The sequence below is a fragment of the Paraburkholderia sp. BR10954 genome, assembly GCF_040965775.1.
Classification (GTDB): Bacteria; Pseudomonadota; Gammaproteobacteria; order Burkholderiales; family Burkholderiaceae; genus Paraburkholderia; species Paraburkholderia youngii.
In genome coordinates this window covers 1-21,725 of sequence record NZ_JBFRCK010000023.1, presented here as the reverse complement: position 1 = coordinate 21,725, position 21,725 = coordinate 1, and the positions used below count along the sequence as shown (strand labels likewise).

The window sequence follows — 21,725 nt, the reverse complement described above, 5'->3', positions numbered from 1 at the left end:
GCGTGCGGCGCGTCGCAGCTCGACGCGCCCGGCTGAACGCTTATTGCCCCGCCGCGCTACCCGCGCGCGGCGGCGTCGCGCCTTTGAAGCGCTTGTTGGTGGTGGTGCGGCCATTGCCGCCGCCGGCGACCCCATTGGTCGCGCCCCCCGACTCGCCGACGTTGCCGTTCGCGTCGTTCGCGCTGGTCGTATCCGGCGTGCGCGATTCTTCCAGACTTGCGCCGGGTTTTGCGGCGGACTTTCCGGGTTGCGTAGACGGATTGGATCCGGTCTGCGCGAAGCCCACCTGCGCAAAACCTAGCGCAAGGCAGCCCGACACGAGCGCGGCACCCAGTTTGACGGATACATCGATCTTCATGTCACTCTCCCTTATGACATTATGGAAACCACTGCGAGAAGCTGCTGCGCGGTCCATGGCAGCCTCGCCGCCTTCGGTTCGACAACCTAAATAATCGGCGCGCCGCCTGTCACGGCGATCGTCGCGCCCGAGATGTAGCTCGCTTCGTCCGACGCGAGCATCACATACGCGGCCGCGAGCTCCGCCGGTTGTCCGGGGCGCTTCATCGGCACCTGCTTGCCGAACTGCTCGACCTTGTCGGGCGGCATCGTCGATGGGATCAGCGGCGTCCAGATCGGCCCCGGCGCCACGCAGTTCGCGCGAATACCCTTTTCCGCGAGCAATTGCGCGAGGCCGCCGGTGAAGTTCTGAATCGCACCCTTGGTGGTCGCATAGGCGATCAGGCCGGGGTTCGGATGATCGGCATTGATCGACGACGTATTGATGATCGCGCCGCCCGGTTTCATATGGCGGACCGCCGCGCGCGTGATCCTGAACATCGCGCCGATGTTGGTATCGAAGGTCTTGTCCCATTCTTCGTCGCTGATCGCGTCGAGCGACGGATAGCTCATCTGATACGCGGCGTTGTTGACCACCACGTCGAGCCGGCCGAAAGCCTCGATCGCCTTGTCGACGATCGCATCGCAATGCTGGCGATCGCGGATATCGCCGCCGACCAGCACCGCCTTGCGACCGGCGTCCTCGACCCAGCGCGCGGTCTCGCGCGCATCGTCTTCTTCGTCGAGATAGGCGATCAGCACATCGGCGCCTTCTCGCGCGAACGCGATCGCGACCGCGCGGCCAATGCCGCTGTCGCCGCCGGTCACGATCGCTGCCTTGCCAGCGAGACGCCCCGAACCTTCGTAGGTTTTCTCGCCGTGATCCGGTTGCGGGTTCATGCCGGCCGTGCGGCCGGGCGTCTGGTCCTGCTGCTGTTCAGGAAACGGCGGTGCCGGGCGTTGCTTGTCGCTCATGTCTGATCTCCCTCGTTGCAAATGACCCTCGGCGGCGCGCACGAGCGCGCCGCGTCATCGGTCTTTCAGCAACGAGTGGGCCTGCGTGTGCGAGCGAAGTGAAACCCCTGCGTGAACTGCAACGTGGGGGCTCGCATGGCTAAGGAAGCTGCGGCGGATAGAACGGTGGCAGCCAGATGGCAGAAAAATGACAAACGGATTCGCACCGCGCCGAGTGCGATTTCCGACGACGACCCTGCAGAAATGACAGAACGGTCAGCAAGTTTTCGCTAACAGCCTGATTCAGATGATGGCTCCGCCGCATGCAACGCGGCCGCCGATTCGAGCACGCGCAACAGACGCTCGGGCGTCAATGGTTTCGCGCAATGCGCGTCGAAGCCAGCCGCCTTGGCGAGCGCGCGATCCTCACGCGACGCGAACGCGGTACACGCAACCAGCAACATATGCGCAGTCTGCGGATGCGCGCGCAGACGCCGCGCAAGTTCGAGCCCGTCGAGCCCCGGCATCTTGATGTCGAGCAGCACCGCAAACGGCTGCCACTCGCACGCGGTCTGACACACGGCATACGGATCGTCGAGCGCACGGCACTCGAAGCCGTCGGCTGTCAGTAGCATTTGCAGCGCGTCCGCTGCTTCCCGGTAATCGTCGACTACCAGAACGCGACGATGCGCGGCCATCGCATAGCGGATCGGCCGCCATACGAGCACGTCGTCGCTGCTGTCCACGCTGTCGTTGAACACAGTCATTTTTTCTCGCCCTTTTACATTCGCCCTGAAGGGCATCTCGCGCCACGCGCGCAAGATTCGATCCCATTGCGTCTGCCGGACTACAACCAGGTTTTTGTTATTTCCGCTTCATTCGGACGATGCGCGACCGGCACGCGTCGTCCCGCACTCCAGCGTTGCAATTACCTGGTATGCGGGATTCAGCGTGCCCATACATCACGGCGTTTGAATGACGGCGACTGCGATGTGCGTGCTGCGCAACATCGTTTAACGCACTGTCCTTGTGCGATCCGCCTCACTCAGGGGCGTCGCACGACATCGGTATTCCAACGGATAGAGGGGGCCACGCAATGCATGCCGCGAGCGCTCTTATGGCGCGAATCGATGACGCGGTCATAAACAAAGCATAAGCGACGATGCCGATAAAAAAATGCTCGACGTGTTAGGGGTTTGTGCTCTGCGGGTTATCCCGCACGATTATCGATAAAGCCTTTCAGCATCGCGAGCGTGTCGGCGTCGTCGATATGCTTGTCGGTACGCCAGCGCAGCATGCGTGGAAAACGCACGGCCACGCCTGACTTATGGCGCGAACTCGCTTGTATCCCTTCGAAGCCGATCTCGAACACGAGCGTCGGCGTTACGCTGCGCACCGGGCCGAATTTATCGACGGTGGTCTTGCGCACGATCGCATCGACGCGATGCATCTCTTCGTCGGTAAGCCCTGAATAGGCCTTCGCGAACGGCACGAGCGTGCGCACGCCGTCGGCTTCGTCCCACACCGCGAAGGTGTAGTCGGTGTAGAGACTCGCGCGACGGCCATGACCGCGCTGCGCGTACACAAGCACAGCGTCTACCGCATAGGGCTCGATCTTCCATTTCCACCACGTGCCCGATGCCTTGGTGCGGCCGACGCCATACATCGATTCGCGCTCCTTCAGCATCAAGCCTTCGACGCCGCGCGCGCGGCTCTCTTCGCGCAAGGCCGCGAGCGCGCTCCAGTCCGCGCCGTGGACGAGCGGCGATACGCGCAGCAGACCGCGCGCGAGCGTGCCATCGACCGAAGCGCTCAACGCATCGAGCCGCGCGCGCCGATCAACGAGCGGGCTCATGCGCAGGTCCTGGCCGTTCGCTTCGAGCAGGTCGTACGCGAGCAGCGCTGCCGGCGAATCCGCAAGGATCTTGCGAGTCAGCGTCTTGCGCGCGATGCGCGGTTGCAGCCGCGCGAACGGCAACGGCGCGGCCGCGCCGGGTTCCCAGGCGAGAATCTCGCCATCGATCACATAACCATCGGGTAAGGACTCGCCCAATGCCGCGACCTCGGGAAAACGATCGGTGATCAGATCCTCGCCGCGCGACCACAACCACACGCGCCCGCCGCGTTTGACGAGTTGCGCGCGTATGCCGTCCCACTTCCATTCGATCAGCCAGTGCGCGGGATCGCCGAGCGTCGCCGGATCGCTCTGCAACGGATGCGCGAGAAAGAACGGGTACGGCAGACCCAGGTCGCTATCGTGTTGACGCGCATGAGCTTGCGCTTGCGTATCGTCGTCGGTCTGCGGCGCGATCAGACGCAGATAGCGCGCCGCATCGGGCTTCTGTCGCGAATCGGTCCAGCCGACCATTCGTTGCGCGATCCGCTTGTGATCGACGCCAGCCACTTCGGCGAGCGCGCGCACCACCAGTTGCCGCGCGACGCCGACACGAAAGCCGCCGCCGATCAGCTTGGTCAGCAGGAAGCGGCCGCCCCAGTCGAGTTCGTCCCAGTAACTGAGTAGACGCGTGCGCAACTCGTCGGGCGGCAGGCCGCGCAACGGCAGCATGCGTTGCTCGATCCATTGCGTGAGGCCTAGCTCGGAGTCGCGCGACGCGGGCGGCAGGATATGCGCGATGGTTTCGGCCAGATCGCCCACCGCGTGATACGACTCCTCGAACAGCCACTCAGGCAAGCCGGCGCGCTCGCGCGCGATGTCGGTCAGCAAACGCGTCGGCACCAGTTGACGCGGTTTGCCGCCCGCGAGGAAATACGACGCCCATGCCGCGTCTTCCGGCTCGGCCACCGAGAAATAACTGGTCAGCGCCGCGAGCTTGTCGTGCGTCGACGTGGTCGCATCGAGCGCGGTGTAGAGGGCCGCGAAGCGTTTCATACGGTGTCCGTCATGATTCGCTCGCCGCCGGCGCTTCGTCGGCGCCGGCCGCATCGGCTTCGACGGTATCGTCGCCGTATTGCGTGTCGAACGCACTCGCCTGCAGGCCCTGCTCGTTGAGCCAGCGCACCATCGGTTCGATCGAGCCATGCGTGACGATCACACGCGAGGCGCCGCTTTCGCGGATCGCCGTTTGCAAACCCGGCCAGTCCGCGTGATCGGACAGCACGAAGCCGCGATCGACGCCGCGCCGGCGCCGCGCGCCGCGCAGGCGCATCCAGCCCGACGCGAATGCATCGCTGTAATCGCCGAAGCGCTTGAGCCACGCGCTGTTCTGCGCGGACGGCGGCGCGACGATCAGCGCCTGTCTGAACACGGCCTTGTCTTTCGCGGCGATCTCGCTGACGAGATTGACCGGCGGCAGACGCACGCCCGCGTCGCGATACGCGCGATTGAGCGGCTCGAGCGCGCCGTGGCAGAAGACCGGCCCGATCGCGGCATCGACGCTCGCGAGCACGCGTTGCGCCTTGCCGAACGAATAGCAGAACAGCACCGACGCGCGCCCTTCGGATGCGTTGTGACGCCACCATGAATCGATCGAATCGAACACGCTTTGCGGCGTATCCCAGCGATAGATCGGCAGACCGAACGTCGATTCGGTGATGAAGGTATCGCAATGCACCGGTTCGAACGCGGCGCAGGTCGGATCGGCTTCGAGCTTGTAGTCGCCCGATGCGACCCATACGCGGCCCGCGTGTTCGATGCGCACCTGTGCCGAGCCGAGCACGTGCCCGGCCGGATGCAGCGACACGCGCGCCGCGCCAACCATGAGCGGCTCGCCGTAGTCGAGCGTGTGCAGTGCGATGCCGGGCAGCCGCGCCAGCAGCACGCTCGCGCCCGCGCGCGTCGCCAGATAGCGCTGATGACCAAAGCGCGCATGGTCGGAATGCGCATGCGTGATCACCGCGCGTTCGACCGGCCGCCATGGGTCGATGTAAAAATCGCCGGCGGGGCAATACAGTCCGTCGGGCCGCGCGACCACCAGATCATTGGCTTGCGGCGCGGTGTTGTTCTGACGGGGCGGCTGATCCATCGGCTGTCCTCGGGAATGGCGGGCGATCTTCCGAACGCGGCCAAGCAATCTGTATGCCGCGCCATTGATGGCCCCGTTTCTGCTTACGGTATATAAAGCACACAGGCGTGTCGAGAGCGGCTGCCATCCGGCAGCGCCCGGCGCGCACCGCGAGGCCTCATGCCGATCCTGCTCGACCATCATGCGCTGTTTATCGCCAGGCATCCCGGGCGCTTCCTGCTGCAAACTCTGAAAGCGTTTCGCGCGAACCAGGGGCTGCTGCTCGCAGGCGCGGTCGCATACTACGCGTTGCTGTCCATCGTGCCGCTGCTGATCCTGGTCGTCATCGTGCTGTCGCGCGTGGTGCCGCAGCAGCTGGTGCTCGAAGCGCTGTCGCATCTGCTGCGCTGGCTCGTGCCCGGGCAATCGGCCGCGCTCGTGCGTGAGCTGTCGAACTTTTTGGAGCATCGCGCGGTGATCGGCTGGGTGTTGCTGCTGACGATGCTGTTCTTCAGCTCGCTCGCTTTCACCGTGCTCGAAAACGCGATGTCGCTGATCTTCGTGCACCGCGTCGTCGTGAAGCGGCGCCACTTCCTGGTCTCGGCGTTGCTGCCCTACTGCTACATCATGTTTCTCGGCGTTGGCCTGCTGATTGTCACGTTCGTATCGAGCGCGCTCGACACGATCGGCGCCGAAGGTCTGCAACTGTTCGGCCTGCATGTGTCGTTGCAGGGCTTCACGCGAGTGCTGCTGTATCTGCTCGGGCTCGCCGGTGAAATCTTCGTGCTGACTTCGGTGTATCTGGTGATGCCGGTCGGACGTCCGTCGCTCAAACATGCTCTGATCGGTGGCGTGGTGGCCGGCGTGCTGTGGGAGGTCACGCGGCACGTGCTGGTCTGGTATTTCGCCACGCTGTCGCAGGTGAGCCTCGTCTATGGCTCGCTGACGATGGCGATCGTGATCCTGCTGAGCTTCGAATGGCTCGCCACGCTGCTGCTGTTCGGCGCGCAGGTGATATCGCAGTACGAGCGCTTCGGCACCGAACCGCTCGACGCGCCGCAGCCGAAGATCAAGACCGGCTGAGCAAGCCAGTCGCAAGGAACAGCCCTTGCTCGTTCGATACCGACCAAAGCCGCCCATTCCACGCGGCGGCATCGACTGGATATCGAGGGAGCGAGGATCATGGCTGAAACCGTTGGCGATTTCATCATCGGGCGGCTGCATGCGTGGGGCGTGCGGCGTATCTATGGCTATCCGGGCGACGGCATCAACGGCGTGTTCGGCGCGTTGAACCGCGCGCAGAGCGAAGCGAAAAAGCGCCATAGGGGCACGGATCAGCCGGGCCCGATCGAATTCATCCAGGTCCGCCACGAAGAAATGGCCGCGTTCATGGCCGCCGCGCATGCCAAGTTCACCGGCGAACTCGGCGTGTGCATCGCCACCTCGGGGCCCGGCGCTTCGCATCTGCTGACGGGCCTCTACGACGCCCGCATGGATCACATGCCGGTGCTGGCGATCGCCGGTCAGCAGGCGCGCGCGGCGATCGGCGGACACTATCAGCAGGAGCTGGATCTGCCGGCGATGTTCAAGGACGTGGCCGGCTCGTTCGTCGGCTTTGCGACGATGCCCGCGCAGGTGCGTCATCTGGTCGATCGGGCGGTGCGTATCGCGCTTGCCGAGCGCGCGGTGACCGCGCTGATACTGCCGAACGATCTGCAGGACATTCCGTATGAACCGCCGGGGCGCAAGCACGGCACGCTGCATTCGGGCATCGGTTACGCGCGTCCGCGCGTGGTGCCGGGCGACCAGCAGTTGCGCCAGGCCGCCGACGTGCTGAACGCCGGCCGCAAGGTCGCGATCCTGGTCGGCGCGGGCGCGCTGCACGCGACCGACGAAGTGATCGCGGTCGCCGAGAAACTCGGCGCCGGCGTCGCCAAAGCGCTGCTCGGCAAGGCGGCGCTGCCCGACGATCTGCCGTGGGTGACCGGCTCGATCGGCCTGCTCGGCACGAAGCCGAGCTACGACATGATGACCCATTGCGATACGTTGCTGATGATCGGCTCCGGCTTCCCGTACTCGGAGTTTCTGCCGAAGGAAGGCGACGCGCGCGGCGTGCAGATCGACATCAAGGCCGACATGCTGAGCCTGCGTTATCCGATGGAAGTGAACCTCGTCGGCGATAGCGTCGAGACGCTGCGCGCGCTGCTGCCGCTCATCGAGCAGAAGCAGGATCGGCTGTGGCGTGAGCGCATCGAAGGCTGGGTGTCCGACTGGTGGAAGACGCTGGAAAAACGCGCGCACGAACCCGCGAAGGATGGCCTGAATCCGCAGCTGTCGGTATGGGAGCTGTCGAAGCGCATACCGTCGAACGCGATCGTCACCAGCGATTCGGGTTCGGTCGCGAACTGGTACGCGCGTGATCTGCAGGTGCAGCGCGGCATGATGTGCTCGCTGTCGGGCGGGCTCGCGTCGATGGGCGCGGCCGTGCCGTATGCGATCGCCGCGAAGTTCGCGTACCCCGAGCGGCCCGTGATCGCGCTGGTCGGCGATGGCGCGATGCAGATGAACAACATGGCCGAGCTGATCACGGTCGCGAAGTACTGGCAAGGCTGGAGTGATCCGCGCTGGATCTGCATGGTGCTCAACAATGGCGATCTGAACCAGGTCACGTGGGAGCAACGCGTGATGGAAGGCGATCCGAAGTTCGAGGTGTCGCAGGGCATTCCTTCCGTGCCGTATCACCGCTTTGCGGAGTTGATCGGTTTGAAGGGCATCTATGTCGACAACCCCGAGCAGATGGCGACCGCCTGGGACGACGCGCTCGCGTCGAATCGTCCCGTCGTGATCGAGGTGAAGTCCGATCCGAACGTGCCGCCGCTGCCGCCGCACGTCACGCTCGCGCAGGCCAAAGCGTTTGCCGAGACCTTGCTGAAGGGCGATCCCGATCAGGGCAACGTGGTGGTCGAGACGGCCAGGCAGGTGCTCGGTGCGGTGTTGCCGGGGCATCACGACAAATGATGCGGTAGCCGTTCGACGACGTGTGCGCGCGCCAACGGTTCGACAGAGCACGTGACTGGTAAAATGGCGCGCGCTTCGTGCACGCGCTCATTGGGCCTGCTTCAGCGCAGCCCATCACGCCGCCCCTTATCTCATGCTCACACACGTCCTCGCCGTTTTCGCGGTGGCCCATTCTGCGTCATTCGCGCAAGTCGCATCATTTGCATCACCTGGCATGGACGCTCTCGCCCATGCTTGACGAAACCCGCATCGCACGCGCATTGACCGCGCGCGGCATCACGCCCGATCCGCGCCAGCGTGAGGCAATCAGCGCGCTCGTCGGGTTGCTCGGCGCGCAGCAGCGGGCACGGCGTGCATGGTCCACCGCCGCGTTCGGGCCGCAAGGCGTCTACTGTCACGGCTTGCCGGGGCGCGGCAAGAGCCTCGTCGTCGATACGCTGTTCGAGCTCGCGCCGTGCCGCAAACGGCGCCTGCATTTCCACGAGTTCCTGCGCGAGGTGAACCGCCGGCTCGTCCAGGCGCCGCGTGGCGAGGACCGGCTCGGCGACGTATCGCGGCAATGGCTCGACGGTATCGAGCTGCTGTGCTTCGACGAATTCCATGTGCACGATATCGCCGACGCGTTCCTGATGGGCCGCTTTCTCGACACCGCGATCAACCTCGGCACGCGGATCGTGCTGACGTCGAACTACGCACCGGACGATCTGCTGCCCGACTCCGAGTTTCACGAGCGCTTTGTGCCGACCATCGCGCAGATCAAACGCGCTTTCAAGGTGATCCATTTCGACGGCGCGCGCGATTACCGCTTCGGCGGCGAAGCGGCCGAGGTGCCGCGCTTTTTCGCGCCGCTCGATGCGTCGAGCGAGGCCGCGTTGCGCGAGATCTTCACGAGCCATGAAAGCGGCGCTGCGATCGAACCGGTCAAGCTGAGCGCGGCGGGCCGCCCGCTCGTAGCGCGCGCGGCGGGCAGCGCGCTGCTGTGGGCTGACTTCGAGCAGCTATGCGTCGCGAGCCGCTCGCACCTCGACTACCTCGATCTCGCCGAGCAATGGCAAGGCTTGATCGTCGATCGTCTGCATTCGGACGCACTGAGGCAGTCGCATACGCTGCAGCGCCTCGTGTGGCTAATCGACATCTTCTACGACCGCAAGCGCGCCCTCTTCATCGCGTCCGACCAGCCGATCGAGACCGCGTTGATCGGCCTCGAAGGCGCGCATGATCTGTCGCGTACGCTGAGCCGGCTCGCCGAGATGCAATCGCGCGCGTATCGCAGCGCGCTCGAGCGAGGCGGCGAGGACCAAGCGCAAGACGGCGTCGACGCCGAAGCTTGAAAGCCGGCATCCACCCTGCGCATTCTGCAATTGTTGCAAGGCAGCGGTAAAGCGTGCCAACGCCCTTTCGCGGCGACGCACGTGCGACGCCGCCGCGCGCTGCGCCGGAGCGACAACGAAGCGCCCCCCTGACCCGGCCCGCCGCTTGCGCGGGAATGGGTTCTGCTAACGCCGAGCGCAGACCCCATTGTTCAGCGGATTACCGCCGCTCGCGCCCGCCCATGCTCAGAACCGCTTCCGTAGCCGCCACGTTGTGCGCGGCCTGCCTCACGTCCGCCTGCGTGCATATCGGCCCCTCGCGTCTGAAGGCCGATCAGGTCGACTATGCGCGCGCGCTCGGGGACGCGAAGAAGCGCGCAATCCTCGCCGCCGTGATCGGTCTGCGCTACGGCGATGCGCCCGCGTTCCTGACCGTCAGCAGCATCATCGCCGCCTACACGTTCGATACCACCGGCGGCGCGACGCTCAACGCCGGCTCGGGCACCATGCCGAACTACGCGCAGGCGACCGGCAGCGTGTCGTACTCGAACCGGCCGACCTTCACGTTCACGCCGACCACCGGTGAAGCGTTCGCGTCCGCCTATATCCGGCCGCTCGCGCCGGCGCTCGTGTTGCCGCTCGCCGAGGGCGGCGTGCCGATCGATCTGCTGTTGCGCATCACCGCGCAATCGATCGGCGGTCTGCGCAACGGCGATGTGCTCGGCGGCAACAACAGCGCGGGCGCGCCGGGCTTCTTCGAATTGCTGCAGGCGTTGCGTCGTCTGCAATTGGCGGGCGAACTGAACGTCGAGACACGTCAGCTCGATGTGAAGGCCGATCTCAAAGGCGGCCAAAGCCCCGCACTGGCCGTGTTCCTGTCGATCGGCGCGACCACCAGCGGCGAGTCGCCGGACACGGCCGCGGATGTCGCGCGCGTGCGCAGGCTGCTGCGTCTGTCTACGAAGACACGTAGCTATGAGGTCGTGTATGGGCCGTCGTCGACTTCCGCGAAGGGCGAGCACATTACGATGGTCACGCGCTCGGTGCTCGGCATCCTCAGCGATCTCGGCGCGCAGGTGCAGGTGCCGCAGGAGCGCATCAGCGACGGTTCGACGAAGCCGACCGTCGGGTTGGTCGGCGGTGAGACCCGGCCGACGATCATCGTACACTCGGGCAAGGTCGCGCCGGCCGATGCCTATGTGTCGATCGCATATGGGCCTTCGGTGTATTGGGTCGAGCGCAATGACTTCGACTCCAAATACGCGTTTACTGTCGTGCAGAATCTGATGGCGCTCGCGGAGTCGGATACGAGCAGTAAGGCGCCGGTGGTGACGATTCCGGCGAATTGACGAGCGAATGTAAGCCGCTCACCCGCCGCTCACCCGCCGCTCTTTCGCGGCAAAGGAGAAGCCATGGAAAAGATCCCAGTTACCACCGCCTTATTCATCGCAGGCTTTGGCCCGATCGTGACCGAGGCCCAGCCAAGCCGCGATCTCTATGGCCGGGCCTTCGGTATCCCCTTCAAGGAAGAGAACGGCGGCTATCTCCATACGGAGAGTCTGAACGGCGCAAACTCTTTCGCGTTGTGGCCGCTCTCTCACGCGTCTCAGTCTTGCTTCGGCACCGAATCGTGGCCTCCCGACGTACCCATCCCGCAAGCCTGGATCGAGTTCGATGTCGACGACGTCGAAGCGGCAACGGCAGAACTTGAATCGCAGGGGTATCGAATGCTGGTCAGAAACCGGACTGAGCCATGGGGCCAGACTGTCAGCCGCTTTATCGGGCCGGAAGGATTGCTGACCGGAATCACGTATACGCCCTGGCTGCGGGACGAGGACGAGCGCGCACCGAATTGCCCGGTTAATTCCTGAAATCGATATTCACCATTGTGAATAATGCGCATAACTATCAGCCTTCGCTTTCCTAAACTTGGAGTTTCGCGACCCTGACGCAAACGTACGTGAGCATCGTTTGCGTCGATATCGCAATCCATTAAAGGAGAAGGGCTGCATGAACAAGGCAACCAGCACATTGATCGCGGCCGTCGCCGCACTGATGCTCTCGGGCGGCGTATATGCCCAAAGCAACAACACGCTGGCGACTCCGTCCACGAAGTCGCCGGCCGCTCCAACGAGTGGCTACGGCACGCCTGGTGCCACCGGCTCGGACAGCGGCTCGGCATCGCCGAACTCTGGCCAGCCGATGAGCACGATGAGCAAGGACAGTAGCTCCACGTCCCGCCAGCCCGCTTACGGGGTCAACAACTCACTGGCGACCCCATCCACGAAGTCGCCAGCCGGCCAATAAGCGCAAGCTTGGCTGGCAACCCCGCGCGGTAAATCGAACGTCGCCTCTGCCCCGGGCATGCGGTCGTTCGATCCGCGAATGCGTGCACTCGTCGCGCGCGACTTCGGTGGACGCTGACCTAGAATAAAAGCATGGTCGCGACCCAACGAGGAGGCTGCCATGACACTCACGCTAACGTCGCAAGCCTTCCGACAGAGCGGCGAGATTCCGGTGCAGCATACCTGCGAGGGGGCCAATGTATCCCCGCCGCTCGCGTGGTCCGGCGTACCCGCAAACGCAAAAAGCCTGGCGCTGATCGTCGACGACCCCGACGCGCCGGACCCCGCCGCGCCGAGAATGACCTGGGTGCATTGGGTGCTCTACAACATCCCGCCGACAGCAACCGGGTTACCCGATGGCGCTGATGCACAGCCTTTGCCGGGCGGCACGCTCGAAGGCACCAATGACTTCAAGCGTGCCGCTTACGGCGGCCCGTGTCCGCCCGTGGGACGCCACCGCTATTTCCACAAGCTGTATGCGCTCGACACCGTACTGCCCGATTTGAAAAGCCCCAGCAAGGCCACTCTCGAGAAGGCCATGCACGGGCACGTACTCACGCAGGCCGAACTGATCGGCACCTATCAGAAGCGATGAGCGCTGGCATCAGTGCGACGACACATAAGCCGTATCGGCGAATACAGCCGGGATCGCGAAGCTCTCGCGCATCCGCTTAGCCTCCGCTGCCGGCGTCAAGCCAAACAGACGCCTGAATTCCCTGCTGAACTGGGACGGGCTCGCGTAACCCACAGCGTGTCCCGCCGCCTCCGCGGTCAGGTCCTGGCGCACCATTAACAGGCGAGCCTGATGAAGGCGCGTCGACTTCACGTATTGCATCGGCGACACCTGTGTAATGGCCTTGAAGTGGCTGTGGAAACTCGGAATGCTCATACCCGCTTCGTCGGCCAGTCGCCTTACGTCGAGAGGCTGCGCATAGCTTGCATGAATCACGCGGAGTGAGCGGCCTATCTGGCCGAACTGTCCTCGCATCGCCAAGGCCTCGCGCAACGCGCTTCCCTGGGCCCCGGTGAGCACCCGGAAATACAGCTCACGCAGCAGCCCGGCACCCAACACAGCAGCTTCGAGTGGCCGATGCATCGCCTCGAGAAAGCGCAGCACGGACGCTTGCATCGCGTCATCCATCGGCGTCGACATCATGCTCCGAGGTGCTGGTGTGCGCTCAGCCACCCCTTCGCGGTCGATCCGCTCAGCAAGTTCGGCGGCCAAGGCGAAATCGAGGTGCAGATACAGCGCGAGCAGTGGTCGCTCCTCGGTTGCGTCGGTCTCCATGCTGAATGGCACTGGCACGGACACGGCCAGATAGTGATGCTCGTCGTACAGGTACAGCTGGTCGCCGAAATAGCCTCGCTTGCGGCCCTGGCAGACGATCACGATACCGGGGTCGTACAGAACGGGCGTGCGCGATAGCGCCCGGTTCGACCGCAAGATGCGGACGCTCGGCAGCGCCGTCAGGTTGTAGCCCTCGTTGGGCGCCAACGTGCGCAGCAGCGCAACCATGCGTTTCTGGCTGCGCGAGGATAGAGCTGGGTGCTGGGTCGAAGCGCGTAGTGTGCTCATAGTTTTGTGCAAGAAACTCAGCGGAATGCGGCTTATTTTGGCTCCTTTGTCAGAATACTATGCACTCTCCAATCGACATTCGGGAGAAGCTTCAAATGGCATCCAGCAAAACTCTGCTCATCACCGGCGTCAGCAGCGGTTTTGGCCGCGCGCTCGCACAGGAAGCGCTGGCGACGGGTCACAAGGTCGTCGGTACGGTGAGAACTGCCCAGGCCAAGCGCGAATTCGAGTCCCTGTCCGCGAACGCCGCTTGGGGACGTGTGCTCGACGTGACCGACTTCGACGCGATCGACGGCGTGGTGGCGGAAATCGAGGCCAGCGTCGGACCCATCGATGTGCTGGTCAACAATGCCGGCTACGGTCACGAGGGCATCATGGAGGAATCGCCGCTCCCGGAGATGCGCCGACAGTTCGATGTGAACGTATTTGGTGCGGTCGCGATGATGAAGGCCGTCCTGCCATTCATGCGTGAGCGCCGCCGCGGTCACATTGTGAATCTCACATCGATGGGCGGTTACATCACGATGCCGGGAATCACCTATTACTGCGGCAGCAAGTTTGCGTTGGAGGGTATCTCCGAGGCGCTCGGCAAAGAGGTCAAGCCGTTCGGTATTGCCGTGACGGCGGTGGCTCCGGGCTCGTTTCGCACAGACTGGGCGGGTCGCTCGATGACGCGGACACCCCGCTCGATTCCGGATTACGACGATATTTTCGATCCCATCCGCCGTGCCCGCGAGGAAAAAAGCGGCAAGCAATTGGGAGATCCCAGCAAAGCGGCGCGCGCAATGCTGGCCGCCATCGCAGCGGAACATCCGCCCGCGCATCTTTTGCTCGGTAGCGACGCACTCGGTCTCGTTCGAGACAAGTTGTCGGCGTTGAACGCGGAAATCGGTGCGTGGGAGGCTATCAGCGTTTCGACGGATGGCTGATGAACGCCGTCTTGTTGACGCGGTCGGGCGGCCTCACTGTCAGGCGGCGTCGATTGGGCTTTTTCGCAGCTGCGACCCGGAACGTCCACTTCGCTTTCTGACAATTTGCGCACTGGAACCCGGCCAGTCATACGTCATCGAGCTTTGAAGATCAGTTGCGCTTCGGACGCTTCGGTGGCATTGTCACTCTCGACGCTGGCCGAAATTGCCGCCGAAGCAGGCACGGTGACAAGCATTGGAGGTAATTCGCGAACGCTTTGAATGTGTGCGATAGCGCACCAAATCGTCCCGACATTCGGGGGGAGCATTGCGAGGCACCCTCTACCCACCGACCGGCGCCGCCGGTTGTGGGCACTCGCGTGTTGTTGTGGCGTTAGGCTCCTCACATAACCCTGTGCAGGTTGCTACGGAATCGAAATTCAAATGCTGAACATCGATCTCAGGTCACAACTGCAGACGTATTTGCGAAACCTTCGCAGACCCGTCGAATTAATCGTGTCGCCGGGCGGTAGTCAAACATCGCACGAAATGCTGGCGATGCTGAACGAAATTGCGTCGTTGACCGACCTGGTCACGGTCGTCGAAGAGCAGCACGGCGACGAGCGCAAGCCATCGTTTTCAATCAGGCAGGTGGGAGCAGATGCCTGCATTCAGTTTGCCGCCACCCCAACAGGGCCTGAATTTTCGTCCCTTGTCCTTGCAATACTCCAGGTTGGAGGGCATCCCGTCGTAGCCGACAGTACGACCATCGAACGGATTCGAACACTGGAACGTGACTATTATTTCGAAACCTATATTTCGTTGTCGTGCGGAAGCTGTGTGGACGTTGTGCAAGCGCTGAACATGATGGCGGTGATCAATCCACGGATTCACAACGTTACGATCGACGGCGGAATTTTTCAAAGTGAGCTGTCCGCGCGTGAAATTAGCGTCGTGCCGACGATCTACATGAACGGCGAGGTCTTCGGCGAGGGGCGCAGCAGCTTCGTGGAGCTCGGCGCAAGACTTCTCGACATAGAAATGAGCATGAGAGCGGCACTGCGTGCGGCGAGCAAGTCGTAACCGAGCCGTCGCACAGAAAACCAACCTTTGATGAAACCTCGCGCGAAGCCCATTTCATGGATCGCGAGCAGCATCGTCATGCCCTCGCTCGCGAGATCGCGTACGATCAGATTGATCCACGCGCCACCGAAATGAGCTTCGAGGAGCGCCGACCCAAGCACAGCTACCGCGATCCCGTGGATGCAAGCGCCATGATGCGAAGCACGGGCCGACCATCGACGTTCTTCAGCGGGAAGTAAGTGCGGTGTGTCGCGGGATCGACGCCGACGACATGGGCGTTGGGTCCTACCCTGCCCTCACCTGCTTTCGATACGGCAGACCCCGAGACGCGGAACATCGACACGATGCCGGCTTCGCCGGCCACGTAAAGCAGATGCGCGCCCGGATCGTAAGCGAGCACGTCGGGCCCGCCGCCGACGTCGAAAGTCTGAGTGACGCGCCTCGTCAGCAGGTCGAGCACGATCAGCTTGTCGTTGTCTTCACACGCGACGAACGCGAGATGCAATCGAGGGACGATGGCGAGGCCGTGGTTGCCTTTCGCACCAGGCAGATCGATCCGGCTGATAATCGTGTCGGTCGACGGCTCTATTTCGACGAGCTGCCGCCGCGTCTGCACATTGACGAAGACATGGTGCGAGTCGGGGTCGTACTGCGTGTTGCCCGCTTCTCCACCCAACTGGATCGTGCTCTTTCGCTGGTTGGTGTGCGTATCGATCACGGTTACCGTGCCGCCCGTCTCATCCGACACATAAAGTTTCTGGAAGTTGGGCTCATATGCGATGCCGTCGGGGTAGACACCGCCCGGCACACGCGCCACCACATGCATGCTGGCCTCGTCGATCGCGACGACCTCGTTGGTGCCGGTCGCCGATGCATACACCCGCCCGAGTTCCGGCACGGCCAGTACCCCATGTACTGACGCAATGTCGGCGACGCGGGAAACAACGCTCGACTTGAGCATATCGAAGACCACGACTTCACTGTCGCCAAGATGAGCGATGAACAGCAGGTGCCGGTCAGCGTCATGGCTTACGTAGTCCAGACGCGTGGCGCGGCCCGGCAACGGGACGTCGGCGATGTGATCGAGCGGCAGGCGGGCCTCCGACTGCGCGGCGCGCGCTGGTGAAATGACGTGTAGCAGAATGCCTGCCGCCGCCGACACCACGAGCAGGATGACGTAAAGCGATAGGGCTGGGGGCCCGCAGGGGCGCGTGCGCGTCATGGCGACCCTCCTTCCGGTTCGATGTGGCGAAACGCTGCGAGCAGCGAAAGATCGTAGGCGATCTTGAGCACGCCGCAAGCGACAAGCGGAGCGCCCAGCCATCCGAAGCCGAGCAACGTACCCGACAGCACAGGCGCGAGCGCTGCCGCAAGACTTCGCGGGACGGCGGTGAAACTCGCGGCGGCAGGACGTTCCATGGGCGTCACTACCGACATCACATAGGCGCTGCGGGTCGGCACGTCCATCTGCGACAGCGCACTTCTCGCGAGAAGCAGCGCCAGAGTCAGTGGGAGCGACGGCGAGAACGCGGCCGCGATCAGGCAGACGCTGGATGGCATATGCGTGAACACCATCGTGTTCAGCAGACCAATCCTTCGCGAAAGCGGCGCCGCGACGAGTTGGGACGCAGCGCTCAACATGCCTGCCCAGAAGAAGAACTGGCCCACTGCGCCGGGCGAAAGCCGGAACCGCTGGATCAGCCACAGCGCGAGCAGCGAGTTGACGAGAAGACCGCCCGCGAACGCGTCGACACTGAACAGCAGTGCGAGGCGAATCACGATCCCCCGTGACGGTCCGAGCGGCGCACGCACAACACGCGCCTGCGGCACGCGAGCGGGCAAGCGCAGGTAGAGAAGCCAGATGGCAAACCCCATCAGCGCATAGACCACGAACATGGCTCGCGTCGCGGACAGTGACGAGACGGCCAGACCCGTAGCGATCCTGTCCGGCAGTGCGGCAGCGAGCGCGCCCACCGCCGCCGACAATGCGCCGATCAGGCTATAGCGTGCAAAGAGCGAAGTACGCGCGTCGCCACTAGCGGATTCCGCGAGCCGTGCATGTTCCAGTGGAAGGAACAGGCTTACGTCACCGGAACCCGGATTCAAGGTTCCGATAAAAGCGACGACCAGCAGCGGCCACAGCGAAGAAAGGCTGGCGAACGCGAGACCTGTACCTGTCATCAGCGCCGCGGCAAACAGCAGCAACAAGCGCAGGGCGACGCGATTGCCGACAAAGCCGATCAGAACCGTGGCCAGAGCAGAACCGAATAGCGTTGTGGTGCTGATCAACCCGACAGTCAGTTGGCCGAATCCGAGCCGGAGAAGATAGACAGGCAGCAGCACCGCGACGAATCCATCGCAGATACCCCGCAAACCGCGAGCCGCAAGCAGTGTCAACGCGCCACCTTCCACGCCGCCCGGCAGAACCAGACTGGAGAGCCGGGAGTGAAGCGTCGCCGATGAGACGTTGCATCGCATGACAGTGCTATGCGCGCGTCGCTGCCTTTAGCCGCGAAGCCGCGTTCCCAGTTGGTGATGTTGAAAAGCTGGCTGACGTACTGGCCATCTGACCACGCGTATAGCCGGGCACGTGTGCGCTCGTCGTCGTGCTCATGGGCGCCTTCCCGTATCGCTGCCTTTTTCACTGGCCGCGAAATGCGTGTACATCGCGTCGAGCACCAGGCTCATCGCGGTGAGCAACTGGTCGTCGTCAGCCGTGCGCTCGCGCGAGCCGACCATGATCGCTTCGAACCCGATGGCTTCCGGCACGCTCACACCGCCGACGTCGAGTGCGTGAACCATTGCGCCGAGCCGCACGAGCGCCGGATTCTTGTCCAGACCGAAGCTCGCCAGCAGTACTTCGAACGTGACGCGTTCTCCGGCATGGGTAATGGCGGCGCCATCGAAATCGAAACCGAGCGCGTCTGGCGGACAGGCTTCGGGTGACGGTAACCAGATCAAACGCGCGTCGCGGTCGATGAAACGGCGGATCAGCCATGCGCTCGCCACACGGTCGACCCACATGCGTCGCCGGGTCGCCCAACTCCGTCCTTGATAGTCCTCGACAGAAAGCGAGCGGATTGCGCGGGTTGCCGCGTGTGGCTCGCCAGGCGACAGCACCGTGTCGACGTGCGCGAGAAAATCCTGCCAGGCGGCCTCGGCACGCCTCACGCATCCGCGCGGTGGCGTTCTCTGTCGGAAGAGTCAGCACCAGTAGCAACCAGGTTGAAAGCGTGCTCATGTAGATTACGTTACGTCGCAGTAACGATTCCTACAAGCACGCTTTTGGCTGCCTGCTGCGAGTTTGATCCGTCACCCCAGCAATGGTCTGTAAACTGTCCCTTCTGCTGCGAACATGAGGTTGAAGTTGTGAAATCAGGATACGCCGCGATATTCACCGCATTGGCCGCCGCGGCGCTGTTCGGCGCCGCGACACCGTTGGCCAAGGCGCTGCTCGGCTCGGTCAGCCCGTTCATGCTCGCAGGCCTGTTTTATCTCGGTAGCGGCCTGGGGCTTGGCGTCGGCATCGCGTGGCGCACCTTCCGATCGCGCGGGCGTCAGTCCGGCGCGCACCACCGCATCATCAAAGGCGAGCTACCCTGGCTGATCGGGGCAATAGCGATGGGCGGCGTCGCCGGGCCCGCATTCCTGATGCTGGGCCTGTCCACCACACCAGCGGCAACGAGTTCGTTATTGCTCAACCTCGAGGGCGTGTTGACCGCAGTGATTGCCTGGGTGGTCTTCCGGGAAAATGTCGATATTCAGGTTTTTCTCGGGATGGTGGCGATCGTTGCGGGCGGCGTGCTTCTGTCGTGGCATCCGGGCCAGACAGGCGTGCCGGTAGGTGCGTTACTGATCGTCGGCGCGTGTCTGTGCTGGGCAATCGACAACAATCTGACGCGCAAGGTCTCTGCGAACGACGCGATGGTGATCGCGTGTCTCAAAGGGTTGGTGGCCGGTCCCGTGAATCTCGGCATCGCGCTCGCGGCTGGCGCTTCGCTTCCTTCAGCAGGAACCATGGCGGCGGCGATGCTGACCGGGCTCAGCGGTTACGGCATCAGCCTCGTCCTGTTCGTTATCGCGCTTCGGCATCTCGGTACGGCGCGTACAGGCGCGTACTTTTCTGTAGCGCCGCTTTTCGGTGTGATCCTTTCGCTGATCATATGGCCCGCCCTGCCCAACCTGTCTTTCTGGATTGCCGCGGCCCTGATGGCGCTGGGTATCTGGCTGCATGTGCGCGAGCGGCATGAGCATGAGCACAGTCATGAGTTTCTCGCACACACGCACCGGCATCGTCATGACGAGCATCATCAGCACGAGCATGATTTTCCTTATGCCGGTGACGAGCCGCACACGCACCCTCACGTGCATCTGCCTGTTACCCATTCGCACGCGCATTTCCCCGATATTCATCATCGGCATCAGCACTAGCGGTGCGCATGGCTTGAAGACTTGATATGGCTCCCACGCCAGGTATCGGCAACCGGACGTTCAAGGTCGGATCGAGGCGGACGCTGTGGGGCTTGGTGCGGCCAGTTGCCGCCATTCGCCATCGCCGTCACAAGGTCATTCGACCGGTTGAGGCAGTATGACTTTCCGTGAGGTGGTGGCTGGCCCGCCGTGAGAAACCAGACGCGGGTTAGCATTGCTGCCAGAGCCGCATGGTGTGCACGAGGGCGACACCCGGCGATTTCCAGCACGGAGGCCAGCATGGGACACGATAGCACGGTGTACGTCGGTCTGGATGTCCACAAGGAATCCATCACGGCAGCCTACGCCGTCGGGATAGGCGCGGTGGAATTGCTGGGCAAGATCGGCACTTTGAAGACTGACATCGACCGCCTGTGCCAGCGCATGCAGTCCAAGGCGACTCACGTTCGCATCGTCTACGAAGCAGGGCCATGCGGCTATGGTCTATACCGGCAACTGGTGCAGAAGGGATTCGACTGCATGGTATGTGCCCCGTCGCTGATTCCGAGGAAACCAGGCGAGCGGGTCAAGACCGACCGCCGCGACGCCCTCAAACTCGTGCGCTCGCTGCGCGCAGGTGATCTCTCGTCAGTCTACGTGCCGGGCGTCGAAGATGAGGCATTCCGGGATCTGGCCCGGGCGTGGGCTACAGCCAAAGCGGATCTCAAACACGCGCGTCAGCGGGTCAAGTCCTTTCTGCTCTCCCACGGTGTTCGTTACACCGGCAGCGCCAACTGGGGTCCGGCACATCGAAGGCGGATCAGCACCTTTGCGTTCCCCAACCACTGGCAACAACTGGCCTTTGACGAGTGCCGCCGTGCCATCGAAGACAGACTCGCACAATGCGACCGCCTCGAGGCAGCACTACGCGAGGCTGTCGTCAACTGGCGCTTCTATCCGGCGGTACTGGGCCTGCAGGCAATGCGGGGCATTCAGTTCACCACGGCCGTAGGCATGCTCGCCGAACTCGGCGACCTGTCGCGATTCGAGCATCCGCGTCAGCTGATGGCCTGGCTCGGGGTGACGCCCTCCGAACACTCTTCAGGAGACCGGCGCCGTCAAGGCAGCATTACAAAAAACGGGAACAGCTATGCAAGAAAGCTGCTCGTGGAGGCTGCGTGGAGTTACAGATACCCCGCTCGGGTGAGCCCGGACATTCAACGCCGCCATGAAGGAATCCCGAAACCGATCATTGACCGCGCATGGGATGCCCAACTGCGGCTATGCCGGCGATATCGCAAGCTCGCAGCGCGCGGCAAGAATGTAAACACCAGTGTGGTTGCCGTTGCGCGAGAACTCTCAGGGTTCATCTGGGACATCAGCAGACTGGCGATGTCCCTCGGCATACCGAAAGATGCCAGGCCGGTCTGACACTCCATCATCTTAACGAGGGCACTGAGGGCACTGAGAGTTTCCTGAAGGCGGCGTAGCCCGGCACCCGAGTAACCCGCGAGCGGATTATGCAACACATCTAATGCGATTTACGACTTGAGGCAGCGGCAGGCTCATAGGGCGGACCACAGTAATGCGGTAACCAACCCGCGGATATCAGTGTGACCCACCGTCGAGACGTACTGCTACGTCGCCCTCAGGAAATTTCAGATGAACCAAAACCGAGAACCGATCGCGATTGACACGGAAAATGGAATGAACGCCTCCCGCCGGAGATGGCGGTGGAAACAAAGAAGGACGGCGGATTCTCATCTGGCGGATCATGAGGGTTCATAGGCCAAACCAACCGGAGGCTTCAAATGAAACTCACG

General features: G+C 63.2%; 19 protein-coding genes and 1 pseudogene. 11 read left to right on the top strand and 9 right to left on the bottom strand.

Annotation, left to right across the window (positions count from 1 at the left end):
* Window positions 1–40 precede the first annotated feature (40 nt).
* From AB4Y34_RS27005 to AB4Y34_RS26985, 5 genes are all read right to left on the bottom strand, one after another.
* Window positions 41–358, bottom strand: coding sequence for a hypothetical protein (locus tag AB4Y34_RS27005; RefSeq protein WP_368717749.1), 318 nt, complete (start codon window positions 356–358; stop codon window positions 41–43).
* Between the two features lie 86 nt (window positions 359–444).
* Complete coding sequence (locus AB4Y34_RS27000; protein ID WP_176105952.1) at window positions 445–1,311, bottom strand: glucose 1-dehydrogenase; 867 nt, start codon at window positions 1,309–1,311, stop codon at window positions 445–447.
* 269 nt (window positions 1,312–1,580) lie between these two features.
* Window positions 1,581–2,057, bottom strand: coding sequence for a response regulator (locus tag AB4Y34_RS26995; RefSeq protein WP_176381529.1), 477 nt, complete (start codon window positions 2,055–2,057; stop codon window positions 1,581–1,583).
* 443 nt (window positions 2,058–2,500) lie between these two features.
* Window positions 2,501–4,180, bottom strand: a complete 1,680-nt coding sequence (locus tag AB4Y34_RS26990) for an ATP-dependent DNA ligase (protein WP_368717748.1) — start codon at window positions 4,178–4,180, stop codon at window positions 2,501–2,503.
* 10 nt (window positions 4,181–4,190) lie between these two features.
* On the bottom strand, window positions 4,191–5,273 hold the full coding sequence (locus AB4Y34_RS26985; protein ID WP_176381534.1) for a ligase-associated DNA damage response exonuclease: 1,083 nt from the start codon (window positions 5,271–5,273) through the stop codon (window positions 4,191–4,193).
* 159 nt (window positions 5,274–5,432) lie between these two features.
* On the opposite strand from AB4Y34_RS26985, the gene AB4Y34_RS26980 reads away from it, so the two are divergent.
* From AB4Y34_RS26980 to AB4Y34_RS26950, 7 genes are all read left to right on the top strand, one after another.
* Window positions 5,433–6,335, top strand: a complete 903-nt coding sequence (locus AB4Y34_RS26980; RefSeq protein ID WP_176381536.1) for a YihY/virulence factor BrkB family protein — start codon at window positions 5,433–5,435, stop codon at window positions 6,333–6,335.
* A 99-nt stretch (window positions 6,336–6,434) separates the two neighbouring features.
* A complete protein-coding gene (locus AB4Y34_RS26975) occupies window positions 6,435–8,270 on the top strand; it encodes a thiamine pyrophosphate-requiring protein (protein WP_368717747.1) in 1,836 nt (611 codons plus the stop codon).
* A gap of 230 nt (window positions 8,271–8,500) precedes the next feature.
* Window positions 8,501–9,601, top strand: a complete 1,101-nt coding sequence (gene zapE, locus AB4Y34_RS26970) for a cell division protein ZapE (protein ID WP_368717746.1) — start codon at window positions 8,501–8,503, stop codon at window positions 9,599–9,601.
* A gap of 221 nt (window positions 9,602–9,822) precedes the next feature.
* On the top strand, window positions 9,823–10,929 hold the full coding sequence (locus tag AB4Y34_RS26965) for a hypothetical protein (RefSeq protein WP_176381543.1): 1,107 nt from the start codon (window positions 9,823–9,825) through the stop codon (window positions 10,927–10,929).
* Window positions 10,930–10,992: 63 nt separating this feature from the next.
* Window positions 10,993–11,451, top strand: coding sequence for a VOC family protein (locus tag AB4Y34_RS26960; RefSeq protein ID WP_368717745.1), 459 nt, complete (start codon window positions 10,993–10,995; stop codon window positions 11,449–11,451).
* A gap of 139 nt (window positions 11,452–11,590) precedes the next feature.
* On the top strand, window positions 11,591–11,887 hold the full coding sequence (locus tag AB4Y34_RS26955; RefSeq protein ID WP_368717744.1) for a hypothetical protein: 297 nt from the start codon (window positions 11,591–11,593) through the stop codon (window positions 11,885–11,887).
* Window positions 11,888–12,046: 159 nt separating this feature from the next.
* Window positions 12,047–12,520 carry a YbhB/YbcL family Raf kinase inhibitor-like protein gene (locus AB4Y34_RS26950; RefSeq protein WP_368717743.1) on the top strand — a complete coding sequence of 158 codons (474 nt, stop codon included), beginning with the start codon at window positions 12,047–12,049 and terminating at the stop codon, window positions 12,518–12,520.
* Window positions 12,521–12,529: 9 nt separating this feature from the next.
* On the opposite strand, the gene AB4Y34_RS26945 is transcribed toward AB4Y34_RS26950, so the two are convergent.
* Window positions 12,530–13,501 carry an AraC family transcriptional regulator N-terminal domain-containing protein gene (locus AB4Y34_RS26945; RefSeq protein WP_368717742.1) on the bottom strand — a complete coding sequence of 324 codons (972 nt, stop codon included), beginning with the start codon at window positions 13,499–13,501 and terminating at the stop codon, window positions 12,530–12,532.
* A 95-nt stretch (window positions 13,502–13,596) separates the two neighbouring features.
* Between AB4Y34_RS26945 and AB4Y34_RS26940 the strand changes: the two genes are divergently transcribed.
* Both AB4Y34_RS26940 and AB4Y34_RS26935 read left to right on the top strand, forming a co-directional pair.
* On the top strand, window positions 13,597–14,430 hold the full coding sequence (locus AB4Y34_RS26940) for an oxidoreductase (RefSeq protein ID WP_368717741.1): 834 nt from the start codon (window positions 13,597–13,599) through the stop codon (window positions 14,428–14,430).
* Window positions 14,431–14,853: 423 nt separating this feature from the next.
* Window positions 14,854–15,492 (top strand): alkyl hydroperoxide reductase, encoded by a 639-nt coding sequence (locus AB4Y34_RS26935; RefSeq protein WP_184227453.1) that lies wholly within the window; start codon window positions 14,854–14,856, stop codon window positions 15,490–15,492.
* Window positions 15,493–15,655: 163 nt separating this feature from the next.
* Here the strand turns inward: AB4Y34_RS26935 and AB4Y34_RS26930 are convergent, their stop codons facing one another.
* The 3 genes and pseudogenes from AB4Y34_RS26930 to AB4Y34_RS26920 form a co-directional block, all read right to left on the bottom strand.
* Entirely contained in the window at window positions 15,656–16,714 is a 1,059-nt protein-coding gene (locus AB4Y34_RS26930; protein ID WP_368717740.1) for a hypothetical protein, read from the bottom strand.
* Complete coding sequence (locus AB4Y34_RS26925) at window positions 16,711–17,970, bottom strand: MFS transporter (protein ID WP_368717739.1); 1,260 nt, start codon at window positions 17,968–17,970, stop codon at window positions 16,711–16,713. Before AB4Y34_RS26925 ends, AB4Y34_RS26930 begins: the two co-directional genes overlap by 4 nt.
* A 132-nt stretch (window positions 17,971–18,102) precedes the next feature.
* A pseudogene (locus AB4Y34_RS26920) lies at window positions 18,103–18,657 on the bottom strand (chromate resistance protein ChrB domain-containing protein); the annotation flags it as partial.
* Between the two features lie 204 nt (window positions 18,658–18,861).
* Here AB4Y34_RS26920 and AB4Y34_RS26915 point away from each other — a divergent pair.
* Entirely contained in the window at window positions 18,862–19,923 is a 1,062-nt protein-coding gene (locus tag AB4Y34_RS26915; protein WP_368717805.1) for a DMT family transporter, read from the top strand.
* Between the two features lie 279 nt (window positions 19,924–20,202).
* A complete protein-coding gene (locus AB4Y34_RS26910) occupies window positions 20,203–21,333 on the top strand; it encodes an IS110 family transposase (protein ID WP_368717738.1) in 1,131 nt (376 codons plus the stop codon).
* Window positions 21,334–21,725 lie beyond the last annotated feature (392 nt).